This is a genomic window from Rathayibacter sp. AY1C7 (assembly GCF_002931865.1).
In the GTDB taxonomy this organism is placed as follows: Bacteria; Actinomycetota; Actinomycetes; order Actinomycetales; family Microbacteriaceae; genus Rathayibacter.
Genome location: NZ_PSWB01000025.1, coordinates 1 through 18,929, shown reverse-complemented (window position 1 = coordinate 18,929; position 18,929 = coordinate 1). Strand labels below are relative to the sequence as shown.

Genomic DNA, 18,929 nt, shown 5'->3' with positions numbered 1-18,929 from the left:
TGGCTAGGCCTTCGCCGCGGCGGCGTTGACGGCCTCGACCAGCTGCTCGGGGTCGCTCTTGCCGGCCAGCAGGTCGACGACTCCGACGTTCAGCGCGTTGCCGACGTTGAGGCCGTAGACGGTGTCGAGCCACTGCGAGACGTACGGGGCCGAGTTGTAGGCCTCGAGGATCTGCTGCAGGTACGGCTCGGTGACCGCCTCCTGCGCCACGGTGTTCACCGGGGGCGCGTTGAAGGCCGCGTAGTACTCCTTCTGCACGTCGGAGGTGGCCAGGTAGTTGAGGAAGTCGACGCACTCGTCGGGAGCGCCCGCGGAGCAGGAGTAGCCGTCGACACCGCCCATGATCGCGCCGGCCTCGCCGTCGCCGCCGTAGATCTCGGGGAACGGGAACCAGCCCAGGTCGGGCAGCGGCTTCTCGTCGGGGGTGAGGGAGGCGATCACGCCGGGGTTCCACGCGCCCATGAGCTCCATCGACGCCTGGTGGTTGGCGAGGAGTCCGGCCGAGCTGCCCGCGCCCTGCTGGGCGGCGGTGGTGAGGAAGCCCTCGTTGAACGGCTCGGTGGCCGAGAAGTCCTGCAGGTCCTCGCCCGCGCGGACCCAGCAGTCGTCCGAGAAGTCCTTGGTGTCGGCCGCCTCGGCCATGGTGTCGGCGCTGCACTCGCGGAGCGCGAAGAAGTAGTACCAGTGCGCGGCGGGCCAGGCGTCCTTCGCGCCGAGCGCGACGGCCTGGGCTCCGCTGCCCTTGATCTTGGTGATCGCGGAGTCGAGCTCGTCGATGGTCTTCGGGGTCTCGGTGACGCCCGCCGCCGTGAAGAGGTCCTGGCTGTAGAACAGGCCGCCCGGGAGGACGGCGACCGGCATCGCCCAGACCTTGTCGTCGAGCGTGTTCGCCGAGAACGAGCCCTCGGGGATCTCGCTGCGCGCCTGGTCCGAGATGCCGTCAGTGAGGTCCTTCAGCTGTCCGCCCGCGACCATGGCGGCGAGCTTGCCGCCTCCGCGCTGGAGGAAGACGTCGGGGGCGTCGCCCGAGTTGAGCGCCGTCTGGAGCTTGCCGTCGAGGTCCTCGTTCTGGATGGCCTGCGACTCGATGGTCACTCCGGGGTTCGCGGCCTCGAAGTCCGCGATCGTCTTGTCCCAGAACTCCTGGCCGGGGCCCGTGGTCGAGTTCTGCCAGAGGGTCATCGCGACGGTGCCGTCGCTCGATCCCGAGTCCTGGGCCGAGCAGCCGGTGAGGGCCGCGACCGTGCCGAGCAGGGCTGCTGTCGCCACTGCGATCTTCCTGAACTTCATCGTCCAACCGTTCTCTTCATCGAGGGCGCCGCCTGGTGCACCGGCGCCGTGGGGGGTTCCCGCCTTCGCGGGTGGAGTCAGTGTCCGCAGTGCTTGCGAAAGTGGTCAAACGTTTTCGAAATGGTTTTCGAAGCAGGGGTTACAGTCGGCCACATGACCACCCGACCGACCATCCACGACGTCGCCGCTGCCGCCGGCGTCTCGGTGGCGACGGTGTCCAAAGCCGTGAACGGCCGCTACGGCATCGCCCCGTCCACCGCCACCCGCGTGCTCGAGGTCGTGCGCGAGCTCGGCTACGAGTCGAGCCTCGTGGCGAGCAGCATGCGCTCCCGGCGCACGGGCGTGATCGGCGTGCTCGTCGCGGGGTTCGAGCCGTTCAGCGCCGAGATCCTGAAGGGCGTGGGGTCGGTGCTGGCGGAGTCGCGGTTCGACCTGCTCGCCTACTCCGGCTCCCACGAGGGCGAGCAGGAGGGCTGGGAGCGGCGCTCGCTCAGCCGGCTCAGCGGCACCCTCATCGACGGGGCGATCATGGTCACGCCGAGCGTGGTGAGCGCCCCCTCCGACATCCCGCTCGTCGCCGTGGACCCGCATACCGGCCGCGCCGACCTGCCGACCGTCGAGTCCGACAACTTCGGCGGCGCCCTGCTCGCCACCCGCCACCTCGTCGCCCTCGGGCACCGCCGCATCGGCTTCGTCGCGGGCCGCGGCGACCTGCGCTCGGCGAGGCTGCGCGAGGCCGGCTACCGGGCGGCGCTGGCGGAGGCCGGCATCGCCTTCGACGAGCGCCTGCTGCGGGTGGGCAACTACCACCGTGACACCGCCCGGCGGCCCGCCTCCTCGCTCCTGTCGCTGCCCGACCGGCCGACCGCGGTCTTCGCCGCCAACGACGTCTCGGCGCTCGCGATCATCGAGACCGCCGCGCACCTGGGCCTCGCCGTGCCCCACGACCTGTCGGTGATCGGCTTCGACGACGTGCCCGAGGCCGCCCGCTTCGATCCGCCGCTGACCACCGTCCGCCAGCCGATGCAGACGCTCGGAGCGACCGCCGCCGAGATGCTGATCGCGCTGATGGCCGGGCGCGAGCCGCGCTCGCTGCACGTGCAGCTGCCGACGCAGCTCGTCCGCCGCGCGACGACGGGACCGCCGGCATGAGCGACGACGGGACCGCCGGCACGGGCGACGAGCTGGAGGACGACGGCCCGACCGCGGTGCACGCCGCCCTCTTCGACGCGCTGGAGCTGGTGGACCTGCCCGCGCTCGAGGCGCTGCTCGACGAGCGCTTCGTGATCGAGCACCCGACCGGCCTGGTGCAGTCGCGGGAGGAGTGGCTCGCCGACATCAACGAGGCGCGCAAGGAGTACCACGAGATCGACCACGTCGAGAGCGCCCTCTCGGGCGGCGCCGCGCACCCGGTGCTCACCTCCCGCACCATCACCGAGGCGACCATCGGCCGCCTGCACGCGACCTGGCGGCTCCAGCTGACGAGCCGCCTCGTCCGCCGCGACGAGGGGTGGGTGATCACGCGGACCGTGGTGACGAGCTGGTGAGGCGGGCGGACCGGCGCGTCCGTGGCCGGCCGCAGGCGCGGCGGGCAGGATCGACACCGTGCTCCTCCAGGTCGTGACCCGCTCCGCCCGCCCGGCCGCCGAGATGTTCGACCGGGCGCGCGACATCGACCTGCACATGCGCTCGCAGGCCGGCGCTCGCGAGCGCGCGGTGTCCGGGACGACCACCGGGCTGATCGGGCTGGGCGAGCACGTGACCTGGAGCGCCCGGCACTTCGGCGTCCCGCTCCGACTGACCAGCACCGTCACCGCGCTCGACGCCCCGCACTCCTTCGTCGACGAGCAGACCCGCGGGCCCTTCGCGACCTTCCGGCACGAGCACCGCTTCGAGCCCCACGGCTCCGGCTCCGGCTCCGTGATGATCGACCGGCTCGAGTACTCCGCCCCGCTCGGCGTCCTCGGGCGGATCGCGGAGCGGCTGGTGCTCGACCGGCACCTGCGGCGGCTGCTGGAGGAGCGCGGCGCGTTCCTCGCCGGGGGCGACCGGTGAGGCTCCTGATCCGGACCCTGCTGACGCTCGTCGCCGTCGCCGGGGTCCTCTCGCTCGCGACGACCTCGGTCCTGTTCGCCCTGTCCTCCCTCGACACCGGCCGGGACCCCGGCGAGCTGCTCCTCCCGCTCGCTCGAGCACTCCTGGCGACCGCCGTGACGGCGGCCGTCGGCGGGCTCCCCTACTCCGCGGGACGGGGTCGCGCGCCCTGGCCGGTCCTCTGGTCGGCCTCCACGGTCTGCATCCTCGCGATCGCCTGGATCGTGGTTTCGATCGCCGCGTGGGCCGACGCGGGCGACGGGACGGACGCCGTCGTCGCGCTGCTGACCGTGGTGCCCGCCGCCTGCTGCTCGATCGCCGCGGTGCCGGTGACCGAGCTCGTCCTCCGGGTGGGAACCCGCAGGATCGGCGCCCGCTAGCGGATCCGTTCCCGCCGCTTGACGTTGACGCCGCGTCAACCCGTACCGTCGCTTCCATCGCCGCCGGAGTCACCGGCGACGCGGAGACGGAGGGCGCTGTGGAGCAGGAGTGGACCGTGCACGAGGTGGCGCGGCTGGCCGGCACGACCAGCCGGACGCTGCGGCACTACGGTGCCGAGGGACTGCTCACGGCGAGCCGGGTGGGCGCGAACGGCTACCGCTACTACGACGCCGCCGCGCTCGTGACGCTGCAGCGGATCCTGCTGCTGCGCGACCTCGGTCTCGGGCTGCCCGAGATCGGGCGGATCCTGCGACGCGACGCGGAGCCGGTGGCCGCTCTCGAGCGGCACCTCGACGTGCTCCAGGAGGAGCGCCGGCGGATCGACCGCCGCATCCGGGCGGTCGCCGGGACGATCACGACGATGAGGGAGGGGAACGGGCCGATGGCCGAGGAGATGTTCGACGGGTTCGACCACGCGGAGCACCGCGAGGAGGTGGAGCGCCGCTGGGGCGCCCCGGCGTACGCCGACGGCGACCGCTGGTGGCGGTCGATGAGCGCGGAGGAGCGGGAGCGGTGGCGGCGGAGGCAGGCGGACCTCGCCGGCGCGTGGACCGCCGCGGCGGCGAGCGGAGCGGATCCGACGGGGGACGCGGCCCTCGCGCTCGCCGAGCGGCACCGGGCCTGGCTCGCGGAGGTGCCGGGCACGCCCCGCGACGCGACCGGCGGCCCGAGCGACGAGTACCTGCTCGGGCTCGGCGAGATGTACGTCGACGACGAGCGGTTCTCGGCGCACTACGGCGGAGTCGCCGGCGCCCGGTTCGTCCGCGACGCGCTGCGGGCGCTGGTCGAGCGGCGGGGATGACGGAGGTTCCGTCGGCCGGGCCGGGACCCCGCTCCGGAACGGCATGATCGCCTGATGGGACGCATCCGATTCAGCAGTCCGGGCTGGGACGAGGACACCGACCGGGGGCCCGCGCCCGACCCCGACCGCGGCCGGTACTCCCGGGGCGACGGGGCGAGGTTCACCGCGATCATGCTCACCTGCCTGTCGGTCCTCCCCGCGATCGTCCTCACGGCCGCGTTCCTCCTCGTGCGGCTCCGTCCGCTCGACCGCGACGACCAGCCCGACTGGACGGCGCCGAGCGCGGACGTCCTTGCTCCGTGGCTGCTGCTGTTCCTGCTCCCGCCGCTGGTCACGGGGCTGCTCGCCCGTCTGGTCGGCGGGCGGGACTCCTCCCACGGGTTCGGTCGCTCCGCCGCGGTCTGCCTCGTGGTGATGGCGCCGTTCCTCGGGCTCTCGGCCCTGTCGCTCCTCGGCTAGGCGCGGCCTCTCACGCCTGCAGGACCACCGCGCCGTAGTGGGTGCCCGCGCCCGTGCCCACCAGCAGCACCGACTCCCCCGGCTGCACGCGCGAGCGGTGCAGGGCCAGCGGGATCGCGCTGCCGATCGTGTTGCCGACCTCGCCGAGCGTGATCGTCATCCGGTCGCGGCCCCAGAGGCGGGCCATGCCCTCGAGCCCCGCCGCGCTGGTCTGGTGCGGGACCACCCGGTCGATGCCGGGGAGCCCAGTCGAGAGGCCGGGCCGCACCTCCTCGAGGAACCCCGGGAAGTGCCGCAACGCGTCGACGAGCAGCGCCTTGCCCTGCATGTCGAAGCGGAAGTCGGCGAGCCGGTCCTGCGCCTCCTCGATCCGGATCCGCGAGCCGAAGCCGCGCAGCTCCGCGTGGCGCACACCGCTCGGGCGGGTGCGGAAGTGCGTGGTGACCAGGCCCTGCCCCGGAGTCTCGGCGCGTCCGATCACGACGGCGGCGGCCGCGTCGCCGAAGAGCAGGGCGCTCTCGGGCTGGCCCGGGTCGATGCCGCGGCTGCCGCAGTCGGTCGAGACGATGAGCACGGTGTCGGCGCGACCCGTGGCGAGGAGGAATCCCGCCTCCTGCAGCGCGAAGAGGAACGACAGGCAGGTGGCGCCGACGCTGTACGCCGAGACGTCGTCGAGGCCGAGTCCCGCCGCGAGCAGCGCGCCTCCGTCCGGGATCGCCTGCAGCTGAGTGCCCGAGGCGTTGAGCACCACGTCGACCGTGTCGAGCCCGGCCGCCGCGAGCGCCCGGCGGGCGGCGAGCAGGCCGAGCTCCAGCGGGTCCTCGTCGTCGGTGACCCAGTGGCGGGTGCGTACGCCGGAGCGGCGCTCGGCCTCGTCGGCGGGCAGGCCGCAGAGCGCGGCGACCTCGGCGGTCGTGACGATCCGCTCGGGCAGCGCTTCGCCCGTGCCGAGGACGCGGAGCGGGAGGAGGTCGGGCACGCGGGCCCCTTCCTGCCCCGGGACGTGCGGAGCGAATCCCTGTATAGCGCGCCTCTGCACCTCCGCGCGCACTGTTCGGCGCGGTTTGACGGCACGGGCCCCCGCCGACACCATGGTCCCGGAGCGGGGGACGGATGGACGCGCGCGGTTTCTGGGTGGTCGTGCCCTTCCTCGACGAGGAGAAGCTGCTCGGCGGCGCCCTCGACGCGCTCGCCCGCCAGACCGATCCGGACTTCACCCTCCTGCTCGTCGACAACGGCAGCACCGACGGCTCGCGCGCCGTGATCGAGGAGTTCCGCCGCCGACGCCCGGAGCGGCAGGTCGCCGTGATCGACGAGGCGCAGAAGGGCACGGGAGCCGCCTCCGACACCGGCTTCCGCCACGCGATCGCCGAGGGCGCGTCGGCCGTCGCCCGCACCGACGCCGACTGCCTGCCGAAAGCCGACTGGGTGGCGCGCCTCAAGGCCGACCTCCGCGGCGGCGCCCGTTTCGTCGGCGGCCGCCTGTCCCCGCGGCGGGACGAAGCCGTCTACCGCTGGTACGACGGCGTGCTCGGCACCGCGCTGATCCGCCTGATGGAGCACGCGCCGGGCGTCTTCTACCGCCGCCCCGGCCAGCGGTACCGGATGTTCATGGCGGCCGGCTGCAACCTCGCGATCGACGCCGCGCTGTACCTCCAGGTCGACGGCTTCCCGCGCTCGAGCATCGACGACACCGACGAGGACCTGGAGCTGCACCTCAAGGTCTGCCAGGTGATCGGGCGGAGCGAGGCGCTGCTCGACAAGGACGCGGTCGTGCTGATGTCGATCCGGAAGGGCAAGGCGCTCGGGTACCTGGGGATCCTGCTCTGGTACTGGGGCCGCAAGCGCGGGTTGGAGGTCGTCGATGTCCGCTGAGCGCCGGCGCCGCGTGCTGATCACCGGGGCGACGGGCTTCCTCGGCGGCTACGCGGTGCGCGAGTTCCTGGCCGCGGGCGACGACGTGCTCGCTACCGGTCGCGCCCCCGAGGCGCTGGCGCGGCTGGAGGAGGAGGGCGCCACGGTCCTCCGCGCCGACCTCGCCGAGCTGGGCGCGACGACCGTCGAGGCCGACGTGCTCGTGCACGCCGCCGCTCTCTCGAGCCCGTGGGGCACGTGGAGCGAGTTCGAGCGCGCGAACGTCGCGGGGACCGAGGCGATGATCGCGCTGGCCGAGCGCTGCGGGATCCGCCGCTTCGTCTTCGTCTCCTCGCCGAGCATCTACTCCGCCCGCCGCCACCAGTACCTGGTTCGGGAGGAGGAGGTCGACACCGGCAGCCGGATGAGCCTCTACATCCGCAGCAAGATCGAGGCCGAGCGGCTGCTGCAGGAGGCGCACCGCTCCGGCCGGATCCCCGAGCTCGTGATCCTGCGCCCCCGCGGCCTGATCGGCGTCGGCGACCCCAGCCTCCTCCCCCGCTTCGTCGCCGCGAGCCGCCGCCGAGGCATCCCCCTCTTCGACGGCGGCCGGAACCCCGTCGACATCACCTGCGTCGAGAACGCCGCGCACGCGCTGGTCCTCGCGGCCGACGCTCCCGTGGCCGACGGCGGCGTCTACAACATCACCAACGGCGAGCCCGCTCCGCTCGGCGACCTCCTCGAGCGCTTCTTCGCCGCGATGGGCGAGGAGCCGCGCTTCATCCGGGTGGACCTGCGCGTGCTGACTGCGCTCGCCGAGATCCTGGAGCGGGTGTACCGGCTACTGCCCGGCCGCGAGCCGCCGTTCACCCGCTACACCGTGGCGACCCTCGCCTACGCGCAGACCCTCGACATCTCGCGGGCGCGGACCGAGCTCGGCTACGAGCCGACCGTGCCGCTGGCCGAGGGCATCCGCCGGGTCGGCGAGCACCTGAGGAGGACGCGTGGCTGAGTCGTCGCTGCAGGTGATGGCGTGCGGGAGCACCGTCTTCCCGCTGTCCCGGGTGTTCCGCGGGAAGGGGCTCCCCCGCCGCGTCTTCCCCTCGAACGTCTTCCTCTACACGCACGCGAGCGGCCGGCGGGTGCTCGTGGACACGGGCTACCCGCTGACGTTCCGCGGAACAGGCCTCGTCGGACGGCTGTACGAGCGCATCCTGCCCGCGTCCGTGCCGGACGACGAGACCGTCGACCAGCGGCTGCTCGCCCTCGGCCTGACCCCGGCCGACGTGGAGTTCGTGGTGCTCACGCACCTGCACCCGGACCACGTGGGCGGCGTGCGCTGGTTCCCGGACGCGACGTTCGTGCTGTCGTCTGGCCAGGTCGCCTCCGTGCGGCGGAACCGCGTGCGCGAGGGGATCTTCCGCGCGCTGCTGCCGCCGTGGTTCGCGGCCGGGATCGTGACGGACGAGCAGCCCGTGACGACGATCAAGGGGCTGAGCGGATTCGACCTCTTCGGCGACGGATCGCTGCTCGTGGTGCCGCTCCCGGGGCATGCGCGCGGGCACCTGGGGGCGCTCGTCGAGGGGCGCGTGCTGGTCGCCGGGGACGCGGCGTGGGGGCGGGAGTTCCTCGGCTGGTCCGGGCGCCTGCGCCGGCTGCCGCGGTTCATCAGCGACGACGCGCGGGCGCACGAGCGGACATCCGAGATGCTCGAGCGGGTCGAGGCGGCGGGCGTGCGGCTGCGCTTCTCGCACGACGCGTATCCGGAGGGGGACGTGCGGCTGGGTGGGGCGGCGGCCAGTGGCGGACAGGACCTCATCGACCTCGACGGTGAGAGCTCCCGTCTCCGCTAGACGGGAGGCGACTCAGGTTCACGCGATCCTCGGCGGATCAGCCGTTCGGACGTCCCGTGAGAGGCCCTGTCACCGAGGCTTGTCATCGGGCATGTCTTTCGGGACGCTGCGGACCGCGAGATCTCGAGTTCCGATGCTCGACCAGCCGGCGGTCGTCAGCGGGGCAGGTGCTCGTAGGGGACGCGGCGGCTCAGCCAGGCGAGCAGACCGGCGGCGAGCGCCGCGATCGCCGCCGGGATGAGAAGCAGCCAGAGGGCCGAGGTCACGGCGACGAGGACGAGCGCCGCCGCGGCGACGCCGGCGCCGATCGCGAAGTTCCAGCGCACGTCCGTCGCCACTCCGCCCTCGGGACGCGTCCACAGCACCACGAGGGCCGTCGCGATCGGCCCGAGCAGCAGCCCCAGCACGAACCAGCGCCAGCGCGAGCGGCCCTTCTGCTCGGCGAGACCGGCGGTGACGATCGCGAGTCCGAACCAGATCCAACCGGAGTCCTGGGTGAGTGTCATGCGTGGAGCCTAGGGCGCGGGCAGGATCGCCCCGGCGAGGTCGCCGATCGGGCATGTGGGCCTGTCGCCCGCGTCTCCCGCCCAGCGTTCCCCGGCACGGCCGCTGACCTGGACCGCTACCCAGGCACCACCGCGAAGGCGACTCCGACGACGACGCCCAGCACGAGAGCCGCCGAGCCGAACCCGATCAGGAGGGCGAACGTCAGCGGACGGGTCTCGCGGAAGCTCATCGTGCCGGGGATCAGCTCGTTGATCTCGGCGGGGCTGAGCGTCTTCTCCGGGGCGGGCGGCGCCTCGATCTTCCGCCGACGAGCGGCTCCGGTCAGGCGCGCCCACACGCTCCGGCCACCGGTGTGCACGCCACGCGCCGCCGGCAAGAGCGGCGTCGTCACGGCGGCGACGACGGCTCGCAGATCCTCGATCTCCCAGTCCGACCCGCGGAGCCGCAGCGACCGGCTCCCGTCCGACAGGAACAGGATGAGCGACGGGGGCAGATCGATCCCCTCACTGTTGGGGCCGGCGGGCACCCACGCGAGCAGCGCCTTCACCGACGGGTCGGCGCGGTCGAAGGTCACGACCCTGCCTCGAGCGTCCGTGCACTCGATCGCCCGGACCGAGATCCGCAGCGACGCGCTGGCGAGGAACCGCCGGTTGCGGAGCGCCAGCACTCCGACGATCACCAGAGCCACCACGGTGGCGAAGCCGAACAGCCCGAGGTAGACGGCCAGCGCCGCACCGCGGTCGTCGGCGACCACGACTCCCCAGACGCTCCCCGCCAGCAGGACCAGCGCGGGGAGGACGGCGACGGGCCTCAGCCGTCGCGACTCGTTCCTCTGCCGGGCCCTCGAGGGCCGGAACTCGCGAACCGGCTCCGAGCGGTCCGTCCGTCGCCGCTCCATCAGGCGGACGCGACGGACGGAGAGCCGGTGCGGACGCGGTTCCGAAGAGGGTCGTCGAGACTGCGGCGCATGGCGTCAGGGTAGCGGTGGCGTTTGGTCGTGCCGCGCGGGACGTCGGCTGACGACAGGTCGGCCCCTCCCGAGGTGCTGCCGCCGGGCACGATCATCCGAGCGAGGGCTCGTCCGGGTCGACAGACTGGGCTGGTGTCCTCACCGATGACGATCCGCGCCGTGCCGACCTCGGCCCGGCATGAGGAGATGCACCTCAGGCTCCATCTCGCGATGAGCGAGCGAGCGCGGCCCCTCGCGGCCGTCCCCGACGACCGGCCTCCTCACGACCTGCCGTACCGGGCGGCGCGCTCGACGCACCCTCGACGCCGGGCGCGGCGGCAGCACGCCGGGCGCACAGCGCCCTGACGCGACTCCCGCGCCGCCGACAACACGCCGCCCCCACTCGACGCCCGCACGTACCCACTCCAGACAGGACCCGCCATGACCTCCTCCCTCTCCCACCCGGCGAGCCGCTGGGCTCTCGACCACATGCCCCTCACCGCGCAGGCCGTCCGGGAGCTCGCTCCGGTGCTCTCCGGGAGGAAGCTCGCGATCTGCCTCCACGTCGAGCCCAAGACCGCCGCCCTCGTGTCGCTCCTCGTCGAGGCCGGCATGGACATCGCCTTGACGGGCTCGCCCGGAACCACGAAGGACGACGTCGCCGACGACCTCCGCGCCCTCGGCGTGCACGTGCACACGCAGCAGAGCGACGGCGAGGCGGAGCACCTCCGCAACATCGAGAAGGTGCTCGAGCACGACCCCGACCTCACCCTCGACAACGGCGCCGACCTCACCCTCCGCCTGATCAATTCGGGCGTCCCGGACCACTACCTCGGCGGCACCGAGGAGACCACCACCGGCGGCATCCGCCTGCGGGAGAACAGCGCGACCCTCCCGCGACCGGTCGTCGTCATCAACGACTCGCCCCTCAAGCTGATCGTCGAGAACGAGTACGGGGTCGGCCAGAGTGTCGTCCAGGGCTTCATGAACGCCACGAACCTCATGATCCCCGGCACGCGCGCCGCGGTCATCGGCTACGGCCCGTGCGGGCGCGGGGTCGCCGACACCCTCTCGCAGCTCGGAGCGCGGGTCTCCGTCGCCGACGTCGACCCGATCCGCTCGCTGCAGGCGATCCTCCGCGGCCACCGCGTCGGACCCGTCGCCGACGTCCTCTCGGACGCGCAGTTCGTCTTCACCGCCACCGGCGCACCCGGCGTCATCGGCGCGGCGGAGATCGACGCCTTCGCCGACGGCGCAGTGATCGCGGGCGTCGGCCACTTCCCGTGGGAGATCGACGAGGACGCCCTCGCGGCCGCCACGGAGTCGACCACCGAGTTCGCCGACGGACAGCGCCGGCAGGGCATCCGCCTGAAGAACGGCAAGCGGATCGTCCGCCTCGAGAACGGCCGGATGATCAACCTCACCGCGGCCGGCGGGAATCCGATCCAGGCGATGGACCTCGGCCTGACCCTGCAGGCACGGAGCCTCGCCGCTGTCGTCACCGCGGACCTCGACGCCGCCGTGCAGCCCGTCCCGGCCGACGTCGAGCACCGCATCGCGACCGACCTCGTCGCCCTCCTCAGCCGCTGAGCGGCGAGCGGCGGGTCCTCGGCGGCGATCCGCGGGGCGGCGGCGGCGCACCTCAGAAGACGGCGATCGGATTGACCGGAACGCCGGTGAGCCCGAGCAGGCGCGGTGGGGCCACGCTGAGCAGGAACGACCAGCGGGACAGCTCGGCGCAGACCACGGCGAGCTGCTCCACGTCCGCACTGTCGATGAGGGGCATGCCCAGCCGTGCGAGCGCGACCCTGTGCATCGGCATCGGCATCTCGGGATCGTGAGGGGGGAAGCTGTCGCCGACGTCCCCCGCGTAGAGCGCTACGCCCCGCTCGTGCATCCAGGTCACGGCGTGGACGGTCATGCCGGGGGCCTGCTCCTCCGAGTCCCAGGAGAAGCCCCACCCGCTGCGGACGACGAGCGCGTCGCCGGACTGCAGGGGGACGCCTCCCCGGCGCTCGGCCGCGTCGAGGTCGGCGGCGACGATCGCGTGCGCCGCCGGCAGCCTCCCCTGCGGCGCGAGGTCGAAGCCGGGCTTCGGAGCATCGCCGACGCAGGACCTCGTCCAGACGGTGTTCACAACGAAGGATGGATCTGCTCCAGGACCCCGCGATCCGCGCGGAAGGGGCGCCGGAGCCTCATCCTTCCTCCGTTGTGAACAGGACCAGGCGAGCGGGGCCGACGTAGGACGTCCACCCGGGCGCCCTCTTCCGGACGTGGCCGGAAGAGGGCGTTGCCCACGGCGCTCGCAGCTGTCACGGTCGCAGGGCGGCCGACGACGGCCGACCCGACCGGAAGACCCCCATGCGCCTCCGAAGCACTGTCCGCCCGCTCGCGCTCCTCACCGGCGCCCTCCTCCTCGGGACCGGCCTCGCCGCCCTCGACGGGCCGCCCACCGGCACCGCGGCCGCGGCTCACGCGGTCGACGCTCCTGTCGCGGGCGGGCGCGTCGTGGGCTGGGGATACGACGAGGACGGCCGGGCGAGCGCCCCCGAGGATCTGACCGACGTCGTCTCCATCGCGGCCGGCCAGTACTACGGCGTCGCGGCGAGGAGCGACGGCACAGTGGCCGTCTGGGGCGACAATCTCGAGGGCGGCCCCTTCCCGGCGGACGACCTCCGCGGCGTCGCGGCCGTCTCCCCCGATCTGGCGCTTCTCGAGGACGGCACCGTCGCGCCGCTCTTCCCCCCGGAGGACCGGTACACCGAGCCGCCGGCCGGGCTGAGCGGCGTCACCGCGATCGACTCGAGCGGCACCCACAGCGTCGCACTCCGCGACGACGGGACAGTGGCGATCTGGGGATTCGACCAGGGGCGAGTGCTGGAGGCGCCTCCCGGTCTGGACGACGTCGTGGCGATCTCCGCCGCGTCCTTCCACACCCTCGCCGTCACGAGCGACGGCAGCGTCGTGAGCTGGGGCTACGACGGCCCCGACGACATCTTCGCGGGCTACTCCGACATCGTCGCGGTCGCGGCGGGACGGACCCACGACCTCGCCGTCCGCGCCGACGGCAGCGTCGTCGCCGAGGGGAGCGACAGGGACGGAGAGAGCGACGTCCCCGCCGGGCTGACCGGTGTCGTCGCGGTCGCCGCCGGGTACGGGCACAGCGTGGCGCTCCGCGAGGACGGCACCGTCGCCGCCTGGGGCGACGACACCGTCGGCCAGTCCACGGTTCCCGCAGGACTGAAGGGGGTCACCTCGATCGACGCCGGCTACGGCTTCACCCTCGCCACCGGGACCCGTCCCGTCCTCACGGCTGCCGCGCCTCCCACGGCGACGGTCGGCACTCCGTTCTCCTTCGCCTTCGGAGGGGATGCGCGCCTCGCGGACCACACCCTCGCCAGCGGGACGCTCCCGCCCGGACTGACCCTGACTCCCGAGGGGCTCGTGACGGGCACGCCCGCAGAACCCGGAACCTCCGACTTCACCGTCACCGCGACCAACTCCTTCGGAACGACCACCACCGCCTCGCGGCGGATCACCGTCGAGGCCGCCCCGCCTGCACCCGTCGCGCCGACGATCAGCGGAACCGTCGCAGCCGGCGTCGTCGGCTCGGCCTACGACTTCACCTACGCGGTCGCGGGAACTCCGGCTCCCGTCGTGACCGTGTCGTCGGGCGCCCTGCCCCCGGGTCTCACCCTCGATCCGACGGGGCGCCTCACCGGCACTCCGACCAGGACCGGCGCCTACGTCTTCACCGCGCAGGCCGCCAGCACCGCCGGAACCGCGACCGCGCAGAGCACTCTCACCGTGTCCCCTGCGTCCGCAACTGCGAAGGCCGACCTCCGCGTCGACGTCTCCGCTCCGACCACCGCGGTGAAGGGGAGGACGTTCACGTACACGCTCATCACGAAGAACGCCGGACCCTCCACGTCGACGTCCGTCTACTCGAAGGTGATCCTCCCGCCGGGGGTGCGGTTCGTCTCCGCGACGGGGAAGTACACCCGCATCGGCAGCGTCGTGGTCTTCCAGCGCTCCAGCCTCGGCAACGGGCGGACCTCCACCGAGAAGATCACCGTCACGGCCGCGAGCGCAGGCACGGTCACAGCGCTCGCAACCACCTTCTCCGTGAGGACTCCGGATCCGTCGATCCGCAGCAACGCCGACACCGCTGCCACCACCGTCCGCTGAGGAGCGTCGGGCGGGCGACGAGGCCCTCCCGCCCGTCCTCGGGCATCACGCCGGGCGCAGCCAGTCCGTGATCGCGCTGACGACGCGGTCGAGGTGGGACTCGAGCAGGAAGTGCCCGCCGTCGACGAGCTCGATGCGCGCGTGAGGGGCGTCGCGGAGGAACGCCTGGGCACCGGCGGGGGCGAAGATCTCGTCGTTCCGGCCCCAGACGGCGAGGACGGGGACTCCGGACTCGCGGATCCACGCATGCACGGCGGGGTACAGGGCGCGGTTGGTGGCGTAGTCGCGGAAGAGCGCCAGCTGCACGTCGACCTGGCCGGGGCGGGCGAGGAGCGCGAGGTCGTGCTCCCAGGCGTCCGGATCGACGGTGGTGGAGTCGGGGACACCGTGGGTGTACTGCCATTCGACGGCCTCCCGGCCGAGGGCCGGTCGGAGGGCTTCGCGCGTCTCGTCGGTCCGCTCGGCGGCGTCGGCCCAGATCGGGTCCCAGAAGCCGGGCACGAAGCCCTCCTCGTAGGCGTTGCCGTTCTGCGAGATCACGGCGACGACCGCGGACGGATCGGCGAGGGCGAGGCGCCAGCCGACGGGGGCGCCGTAGTCCTGGACGTACATCGTGTACCGGGTCACCCCGATGGTCTCGAGGAAGCGGCCGGTCACCGCGGTCAGGGCCGCGAACGTGTAGTCGAAGTCGTCGACGGAGGGCGCGGACGAGCGTCCGAAGCCGATGTGGTCGGGAGCGATGACGCGGTAGTGCCCCGCGAGGGCGGGAAGGAGGTGGCGGAACATGTGCGAGCTGCTCGGGTACCCGTGCAGCAGCAGGAGGACGGGCGCGTCGACGGGCCCGTCCTCCCGCCAGAAGACGTCGAGTCCGTCGACGGACACGGTGCGGTGATGGACGACGACCATGGCTAACCCCTTACGGTAGATTTACTGGTTAGCCGGACGCTAGCATGGATCGAACGGGCCGCACGGCGGGAGGACGGGGAGCGATGGATCGGGATGAGGAGCTGCTCCTGGCGGTGCTGAACAGCGCCCCGGTGGTGGACGGACGGCCGACGGACGGCCTCGGGGACGCGTCCGGTCGCGAGCTCGCGCGGCGGTGGGGCGGAGTCGGCACCGAGGACGAGCTCGAGCAGCTGCGCCGTGCCCGCGACGCGCTCCAGGCCGTCGTGCGCTCGGGCGCGCCCGCGGCCGTCGCGGAGCTCGCGGACCTGGTCGCGCACGCCGTGCGCACCCCGCGCGTCACCGGTGAGGGCGTCGTGTGGGAGCTGAGCGCTCCCGAGCCGGATCGCCTCGCGGTGGAGTCGGTCCTCGCCTGGTCCGCGGTGAACGCCCGCCTCCCCGGGCGACTCCGCGCCTGCGCGAACGACGAGTGCAACCTCTTCCTCCTCGACCGCAGCCGCCCCGGCACCGCCAAGTGGTGCTCGATGGCGACCTGCGGCAACCGGATGAAGGCCCGCGCGCACGCGAGCCGGTCGCGGGGCTGAGGGCGGCCGGGAAGCGCAGCGGCGAACGCTAGGCGCCGCGCAGCCGGGCCGTCGATGCGGACGCCTGCGCGCGAGCCCGTTGCAGGGCGTCCTCGCGTCCGGCCGCGTCGAGGCGGGCGGGACCGTAGGTGACCACCGGGGGCAGGACGTCGTACCCGACGAACTCGAGCATCCCGCGATGGATGTGGAAGAGGAACGACTGCAGGTCGCCGTAGCCGTCGGCGGCGCCGGGCGCGAAGGCCGCCTCGCCGCCGCCCGTCGTCAGCAGGAGCATCGCGCTCCTGCCGCGCAGGCCGCCCTCGGCGAAGACGCCGTGCTCGCCTCCGAACGTCGCGCCCATCACGAAGACGCGGTCGATCCAGCCCTTCATGATCGCCGGCATCGAGAACCACCACAGGGGGAACGAGAGCACCAGGAGATCCCCCTGCAGCAGCTCGTCGAGGTCGCTCGTGACGGGCTCCCCGAGCGTCTTCTCGAGGACCGCGGTCATCTGCTGCGCCTGCGGCTTGAAGTAGCCGGAGCCGGGCGCGAACTGGTCGCGGTGCAGCACCGGGTCCCGGCCCTCGGCGTACAGGTCGAGCCGGCGCACCTCCATGCCGTCGGCCCTCAGCTGCTCGAGGACCGCGTCCGCCTGCGCCGAGGAGAAGGACCGCTCCTCGGGATGGGCGTGGACGAGCAGAGCGCGGCGAGCAGGAGCGGCCTCGGAAGCATCGGTCATGCGGCCGATCATATCGACGATTCGCGATACGTCGCTAGATCGAGGCTCCGAGCCGCTTCAGGAGCCCGTCGACGTCGGCGTCGCTCCTCCGGTAGTGGGTGTACTTCCCCACGCGCGTCGAGCGGACGAGGCCCGCGCGCTCCAGGGATCCCATGTACGACGAGATCGTCGACTGCGCGAGACCGCTCTTGGCGGCGAGATGGGTGACGCAGACCCCGAACTCGGCGCGGTCGGCGATCGGCTCGAACTCGCTGAACGACGCCTCGGGAGAGCGGAGCCACTCCATGATCTGCAGTCGCGTGGGATTGCCCAGCGCCTTCAGCACCTCGACCAGTCCCGTGTCCACCGCGCCATTCTCCCCTGCTCGCCGCCCGGGCGCCTCCGCGCCGGAATCACCCTCCGCCCGGACGCACCCCGCTCATGGCAGCAGGATCACCTTGCCGTCGAGCGTTCGGGACTCGGCGAGCTCCATCGCCTCGACGATCCCCGTGAGCGGGAAGCGGGCGGCGATGTTGGCCGTCAGCGAGCCGTCGGCGAGGAGTCCGAGCACGCGGCCGAGGTCCTCCTCGAGCCTCGCACGGAAGCGCGCGGGGCGCATCGAGTGGCCCGCCCAGAGGTCGTAGAAGGCCGCGCGCCGGCCGTTGGGGGCCAGCTGGTAGGCCTGGATCCGCGCGAGCTGGCGGAGGAACGGGGGCCAGATGCTCCCGGTGCTCGCGCTGACGATCGCGTACGCGACGAGGGTGCCGCCGGGCGCGAGCAGCGACCACGCCAGCCGGGTCGTCGCTCCGCCGACGTTGTCGAACACGGCCTGCACTCCGCCGGGAGCGAGCTCGCGCACGCGAGCGGCGAGGTCGGGATCGGCGTAGTCGACGGGCTCCACTCCGGCCGCTCGGAGGGCCTCGTGGTGGCGGGGCGAGGCGGCGCCGATCACGCGGATCCCCTCGAGGCGGGCGAGGCGGTGCACGAGGCCGCCGACTCCGCCGTTCGCGCCGAACAGGAGGATCGTGTCGCCGCGGGAGACCCGGGCCGAGCGGTGCAGCATCTGCCACGCCGTCACTCCGTTGACCACGACGGCCTCGGCGTCCTCGGACGCGACTCCGTCGAGGACGAGAACGCAGTCGCGGGCGGCGACGCGGGCGTGACCCGTCCAACCGCCGGTCTTGGTGAGGGCGGCGACCCGGCGGCCCTCGAGCGACGCGTCGCCGCCGGGGCCGACCGCGAGGACCCGGCCGACGAGGTCGTAGCCGGGCGTGAAGGGGAACGGCGGCTGGGCGAAGTAGCGGCCGCGGCGCATCGACTGCTCGGCGAACGAGATGCCGGTGGCCTCGACGGCGACGAGCAGCTCGCCGGCCGCGGGAGGCTCGACCGGCGCCTGCTCGAGGAGCAGCCCGGACGGCTCGACGATCCCGGGGAGGACGACGCGGGTGGTGGTGCGGGGAAGCGTGGTGGTCACGAGGGGCTCCTGGAGGGGGTAGGTGAGTGACTGGACAGTCACAACGGCGGACATGAGGAAGAGGGTGGCGAAGAGGAGGAGGAAGAGGAGGGAGAAGGAAGGACCGCGGACTCAGTCGCGGTGCCGGATGCCGTCGGAGACGATGCGGGCCCACTCGGAGTCGACGCCGCCGAGGTCGGTCTGCACGATCAGGTGACAGAGCTGCCCGTAGGCGACGAAGCGCTGCACGGCCGGGCCGTCGGCTCCGGAGACGACGGTGACCGTCCGGACGACCGCGGAGATCCCGCGGCGCACCGCCTCGCGGATCTCGGGGACGTCGCACGCGCTCTGCGCCTGCGACTGCAGCATGATCAGGTCGCGGTCGGCGATCAGGTCGATGTAGGCGACGGTCATCGCCTCGAGCCGGTCGGCCGGGTCCGAGGAGGGCGAGGCCTCCCCCGCCGCCGCGAGCGTGGACGCCACCTGCTCGTAGCAGCGGTCGACCGCGGCGACGAAGACGCCGAGCTTGCCCGGGAACAGGCGGAAGACGTAGGCGGGCGAGACGCCGGCCTCGGCGGCGACCTCGGTGATCGGAGTCGCGGCGTAGCCGGTTCGCGCGAACACGTGGAGCGCCGCCGCGGTGATCCGCTCGCGCTGCGCCTCGGCGGTGGAGCGGGAGGAGGGGGAAGGCATGTGACTGATCGAACACTTACTTCGCTCGCATGTCAAGAGCGGCTGCCGGACGGATCGAGACTGCGGCCCCGATCAGGGGCACCTCCACGATCCGGTCCGGCACCCGGCAACGGCAGGCCTACCGATCGTGGAGCCCGCCGCACACCCCCTACCCCGCACCCC

At 73.1% G+C, this 18,929-nt stretch carries 22 protein-coding genes; 12 read left to right on the top strand and 10 right to left on the bottom strand.

Annotation, left to right across the window (positions count from 1 at the left end; all coding sequences use genetic code 11):
- Positions 1–3: 3 nt before the first annotated feature.
- Positions 4–1,290: an ABC transporter substrate-binding protein gene (locus tag C5C69_RS13205; protein WP_104258079.1), complete on the bottom strand. Its 1,287-nt coding sequence runs from the start codon at positions 1,288–1,290 to the stop codon at positions 4–6.
- 153 nt (positions 1,291–1,443) lie between these two features.
- Here C5C69_RS13205 and C5C69_RS13200 point away from each other — a divergent pair, with 153 nt between their 5' ends.
- The 6 genes from C5C69_RS13200 (at position 1,444) to C5C69_RS13175 (ending at position 5,086) form a co-directional block, all read left to right on the top strand.
- Positions 1,444–2,442 (top strand): LacI family DNA-binding transcriptional regulator, encoded by a 999-nt coding sequence (locus tag C5C69_RS13200; protein ID WP_104224902.1) that lies wholly within the window; start codon positions 1,444–1,446, stop codon positions 2,440–2,442.
- On the top strand, positions 2,439–2,837 hold the full coding sequence (locus tag C5C69_RS13195; RefSeq protein ID WP_104258078.1) for a nuclear transport factor 2 family protein: 399 nt from the start codon (positions 2,439–2,441) through the stop codon (positions 2,835–2,837). The genes C5C69_RS13200 and C5C69_RS13195 overlap by 4 nt, the downstream gene beginning before the upstream one ends.
- Positions 2,838–2,895: 58 nt before the next feature.
- Positions 2,896–3,345: an SRPBCC family protein gene (locus C5C69_RS13190; protein WP_308471117.1), complete on the top strand. Its 450-nt coding sequence runs from the start codon at positions 2,896–2,898 to the stop codon at positions 3,343–3,345.
- Complete coding sequence (locus C5C69_RS13185; protein ID WP_104258077.1) at positions 3,342–3,764, top strand: hypothetical protein; 423 nt, start codon at positions 3,342–3,344, stop codon at positions 3,762–3,764. The genes C5C69_RS13190 and C5C69_RS13185 overlap by 4 nt, the downstream gene beginning before the upstream one ends.
- 98 nt (positions 3,765–3,862) lie before the next feature.
- A complete protein-coding gene (locus tag C5C69_RS13180; protein ID WP_104234105.1) occupies positions 3,863–4,627 on the top strand; it encodes a TipAS antibiotic-recognition domain-containing protein in 765 nt (254 codons plus the stop codon).
- 54 nt (positions 4,628–4,681) lie between these two features.
- Complete coding sequence (locus tag C5C69_RS13175) at positions 4,682–5,086, top strand: hypothetical protein (protein ID WP_104234106.1); 405 nt, start codon at positions 4,682–4,684, stop codon at positions 5,084–5,086.
- A 10-nt stretch (positions 5,087–5,096) separates the two neighbouring features.
- Here C5C69_RS13175 and C5C69_RS13170 read toward each other — a convergent pair whose 3' ends face one another.
- Positions 5,097–6,065 (bottom strand): 3-oxoacyl-ACP synthase III family protein, encoded by a 969-nt coding sequence (locus tag C5C69_RS13170; RefSeq protein WP_219812379.1) that lies wholly within the window; start codon positions 6,063–6,065, stop codon positions 5,097–5,099.
- 134 nt (positions 6,066–6,199) lie between these two features.
- Here C5C69_RS13170 and C5C69_RS13165 point away from each other — a divergent pair, with 134 nt between their 5' ends.
- Genes C5C69_RS13165 through C5C69_RS13155 form a run of 3 tightly spaced genes read left to right on the top strand, consistent with a single transcriptional unit; the run spans position 6,200 to position 8,793 of the window.
- Positions 6,200–6,961: a glycosyltransferase family A protein gene (locus C5C69_RS13165; RefSeq protein ID WP_104234108.1), complete on the top strand. Its 762-nt coding sequence runs from the start codon at positions 6,200–6,202 to the stop codon at positions 6,959–6,961.
- Positions 6,951–7,952 (top strand): NAD(P)-dependent oxidoreductase, encoded by a 1,002-nt coding sequence (locus tag C5C69_RS13160; protein ID WP_104234109.1) that lies wholly within the window; start codon positions 6,951–6,953, stop codon positions 7,950–7,952. Before C5C69_RS13165 ends, C5C69_RS13160 begins: the two co-directional genes overlap by 11 nt.
- On the top strand, positions 7,945–8,793 hold the full coding sequence (locus C5C69_RS13155; RefSeq protein ID WP_104234110.1) for an MBL fold metallo-hydrolase: 849 nt from the start codon (positions 7,945–7,947) through the stop codon (positions 8,791–8,793). The genes C5C69_RS13160 and C5C69_RS13155 overlap by 8 nt, the downstream gene beginning before the upstream one ends.
- 155 nt (positions 8,794–8,948) lie before the next feature.
- On the opposite strand, the gene C5C69_RS13150 is transcribed toward C5C69_RS13155, so the two are convergent.
- Both C5C69_RS13150 and C5C69_RS13145 read right to left on the bottom strand, forming a co-directional pair.
- Positions 8,949–9,299: a hypothetical protein gene (locus C5C69_RS13150; RefSeq protein ID WP_104234111.1), complete on the bottom strand. Its 351-nt coding sequence runs from the start codon at positions 9,297–9,299 to the stop codon at positions 8,949–8,951.
- 116 nt (positions 9,300–9,415) lie between these two features.
- Positions 9,416–10,198 (bottom strand): hypothetical protein, encoded by a 783-nt coding sequence (locus tag C5C69_RS13145; protein WP_146083631.1) that lies wholly within the window; start codon positions 10,196–10,198, stop codon positions 9,416–9,418.
- A gap of 492 nt (positions 10,199–10,690) precedes the next feature.
- Between C5C69_RS13145 and C5C69_RS13140 the strand changes: the two genes are divergently transcribed.
- A complete protein-coding gene (locus C5C69_RS13140) occupies positions 10,691–11,839 on the top strand; it encodes an adenosylhomocysteinase (protein WP_104258075.1) in 1,149 nt (382 codons plus the stop codon).
- A gap of 52 nt (positions 11,840–11,891) precedes the next feature.
- Here the strand turns inward: C5C69_RS13140 and C5C69_RS13135 are convergent, their stop codons facing one another.
- Positions 11,892–12,386 carry a cyclase family protein gene (locus C5C69_RS13135; protein WP_104258074.1) on the bottom strand — a complete coding sequence of 165 codons (495 nt, stop codon included), beginning with the start codon at positions 12,384–12,386 and terminating at the stop codon, positions 11,892–11,894.
- 224 nt (positions 12,387–12,610) lie between these two features.
- On the opposite strand from C5C69_RS13135, the gene C5C69_RS13130 reads away from it, so the two are divergent.
- On the top strand, positions 12,611–14,437 hold the full coding sequence (locus tag C5C69_RS13130) for a putative Ig domain-containing protein (protein WP_104258073.1): 1,827 nt from the start codon (positions 12,611–12,613) through the stop codon (positions 14,435–14,437).
- 45 nt (positions 14,438–14,482) lie between these two features.
- Here C5C69_RS13130 and C5C69_RS13125 read toward each other — a convergent pair whose 3' ends face one another.
- Positions 14,483–15,343 (bottom strand): alpha/beta fold hydrolase, encoded by an 861-nt coding sequence (locus C5C69_RS13125; protein ID WP_104258072.1) that lies wholly within the window; start codon positions 15,341–15,343, stop codon positions 14,483–14,485.
- 83 nt (positions 15,344–15,426) lie between these two features.
- Here C5C69_RS13125 and C5C69_RS13120 point away from each other — a divergent pair, with 83 nt between their 5' ends.
- A complete protein-coding gene (locus C5C69_RS13120; RefSeq protein ID WP_104258071.1) occupies positions 15,427–15,924 on the top strand; it encodes a CGNR zinc finger domain-containing protein in 498 nt (165 codons plus the stop codon).
- A gap of 28 nt (positions 15,925–15,952) precedes the next feature.
- Here C5C69_RS13120 and C5C69_RS13115 read toward each other — a convergent pair whose 3' ends face one another.
- The 4 genes from C5C69_RS13115 to C5C69_RS13100 all read right to left on the bottom strand — a co-directional run bounded on the left by C5C69_RS13115 (position 15,953) and on the right by C5C69_RS13100 (position 18,767).
- Positions 15,953–16,642: an NAD(P)H-dependent oxidoreductase gene (locus C5C69_RS13115; RefSeq protein ID WP_104258096.1), complete on the bottom strand. Its 690-nt coding sequence runs from the start codon at positions 16,640–16,642 to the stop codon at positions 15,953–15,955.
- A gap of 34 nt (positions 16,643–16,676) precedes the next feature.
- Positions 16,677–16,988, bottom strand: coding sequence for a helix-turn-helix transcriptional regulator (locus tag C5C69_RS13110; RefSeq protein ID WP_244230566.1), 312 nt, complete (start codon positions 16,986–16,988; stop codon positions 16,677–16,679).
- A 72-nt stretch (positions 16,989–17,060) separates the two neighbouring features.
- Positions 17,061–18,095 (bottom strand): zinc-binding dehydrogenase, encoded by a 1,035-nt coding sequence (locus tag C5C69_RS13105; protein ID WP_219812378.1) that lies wholly within the window; start codon positions 18,093–18,095, stop codon positions 17,061–17,063.
- A 111-nt stretch (positions 18,096–18,206) separates the two neighbouring features.
- Positions 18,207–18,767: a TetR/AcrR family transcriptional regulator gene (locus C5C69_RS13100; protein ID WP_104255770.1), complete on the bottom strand. Its 561-nt coding sequence runs from the start codon at positions 18,765–18,767 to the stop codon at positions 18,207–18,209.
- Positions 18,768–18,929: the final 162 nt, after the last annotated feature.

Bases quoted from the DNA above. Each gene is read 5' to 3' on its own strand.
- C5C69_RS13200 (WP_104224902.1), top strand. From the start codon at position 1,444: ATGACCACCCGACCGACCATCCACGACGTCGCCGCTGCCGCCGGCGTC.
- C5C69_RS13115 (WP_104258096.1), bottom strand. From the start codon at position 16,642: ATGACCGATGCTTCCGAGGCCGCTCCTGCTCGCCGCGCTCTGCTCGTC.
- C5C69_RS13175 (WP_104234106.1), top strand. From the start codon at position 4,682: ATGGGACGCATCCGATTCAGCAGTCCGGGCTGGGACGAGGACACCGAC.
- C5C69_RS13150 (WP_104234111.1), bottom strand. From the start codon at position 9,299: ATGACACTCACCCAGGACTCCGGTTGGATCTGGTTCGGACTCGCGATC.
- C5C69_RS13205 (WP_104258079.1), bottom strand. From the start codon at position 1,290: ATGAAGTTCAGGAAGATCGCAGTGGCGACAGCAGCCCTGCTCGGCACG.
- C5C69_RS13125 (WP_104258072.1), bottom strand. From the start codon at position 15,343: ATGGTCGTCGTCCATCACCGCACCGTGTCCGTCGACGGACTCGACGTC.
- C5C69_RS13165 (WP_104234108.1), top strand. From the start codon at position 6,200: ATGGACGCGCGCGGTTTCTGGGTGGTCGTGCCCTTCCTCGACGAGGAG.
- C5C69_RS13120 (WP_104258071.1), top strand. From the start codon at position 15,427: ATGGATCGGGATGAGGAGCTGCTCCTGGCGGTGCTGAACAGCGCCCCG.
- C5C69_RS13140 (WP_104258075.1), top strand. From the start codon at position 10,691: ATGACCTCCTCCCTCTCCCACCCGGCGAGCCGCTGGGCTCTCGACCAC.
- C5C69_RS13145 (WP_146083631.1), bottom strand. From the start codon at position 10,198: ATGGAGCGGCGACGGACGGACCGCTCGGAGCCGGTTCGCGAGTTCCGG.
- C5C69_RS13160 (WP_104234109.1), top strand. From the start codon at position 6,951: ATGTCCGCTGAGCGCCGGCGCCGCGTGCTGATCACCGGGGCGACGGGC.
- C5C69_RS13130 (WP_104258073.1), top strand. From the start codon at position 12,611: ATGCGCCTCCGAAGCACTGTCCGCCCGCTCGCGCTCCTCACCGGCGCC.
- C5C69_RS13195 (WP_104258078.1), top strand. From the start codon at position 2,439: ATGAGCGACGACGGGACCGCCGGCACGGGCGACGAGCTGGAGGACGAC.
- C5C69_RS13100 (WP_104255770.1), bottom strand. From the start codon at position 18,767: ATGCCTTCCCCCTCCTCCCGCTCCACCGCCGAGGCGCAGCGCGAGCGG.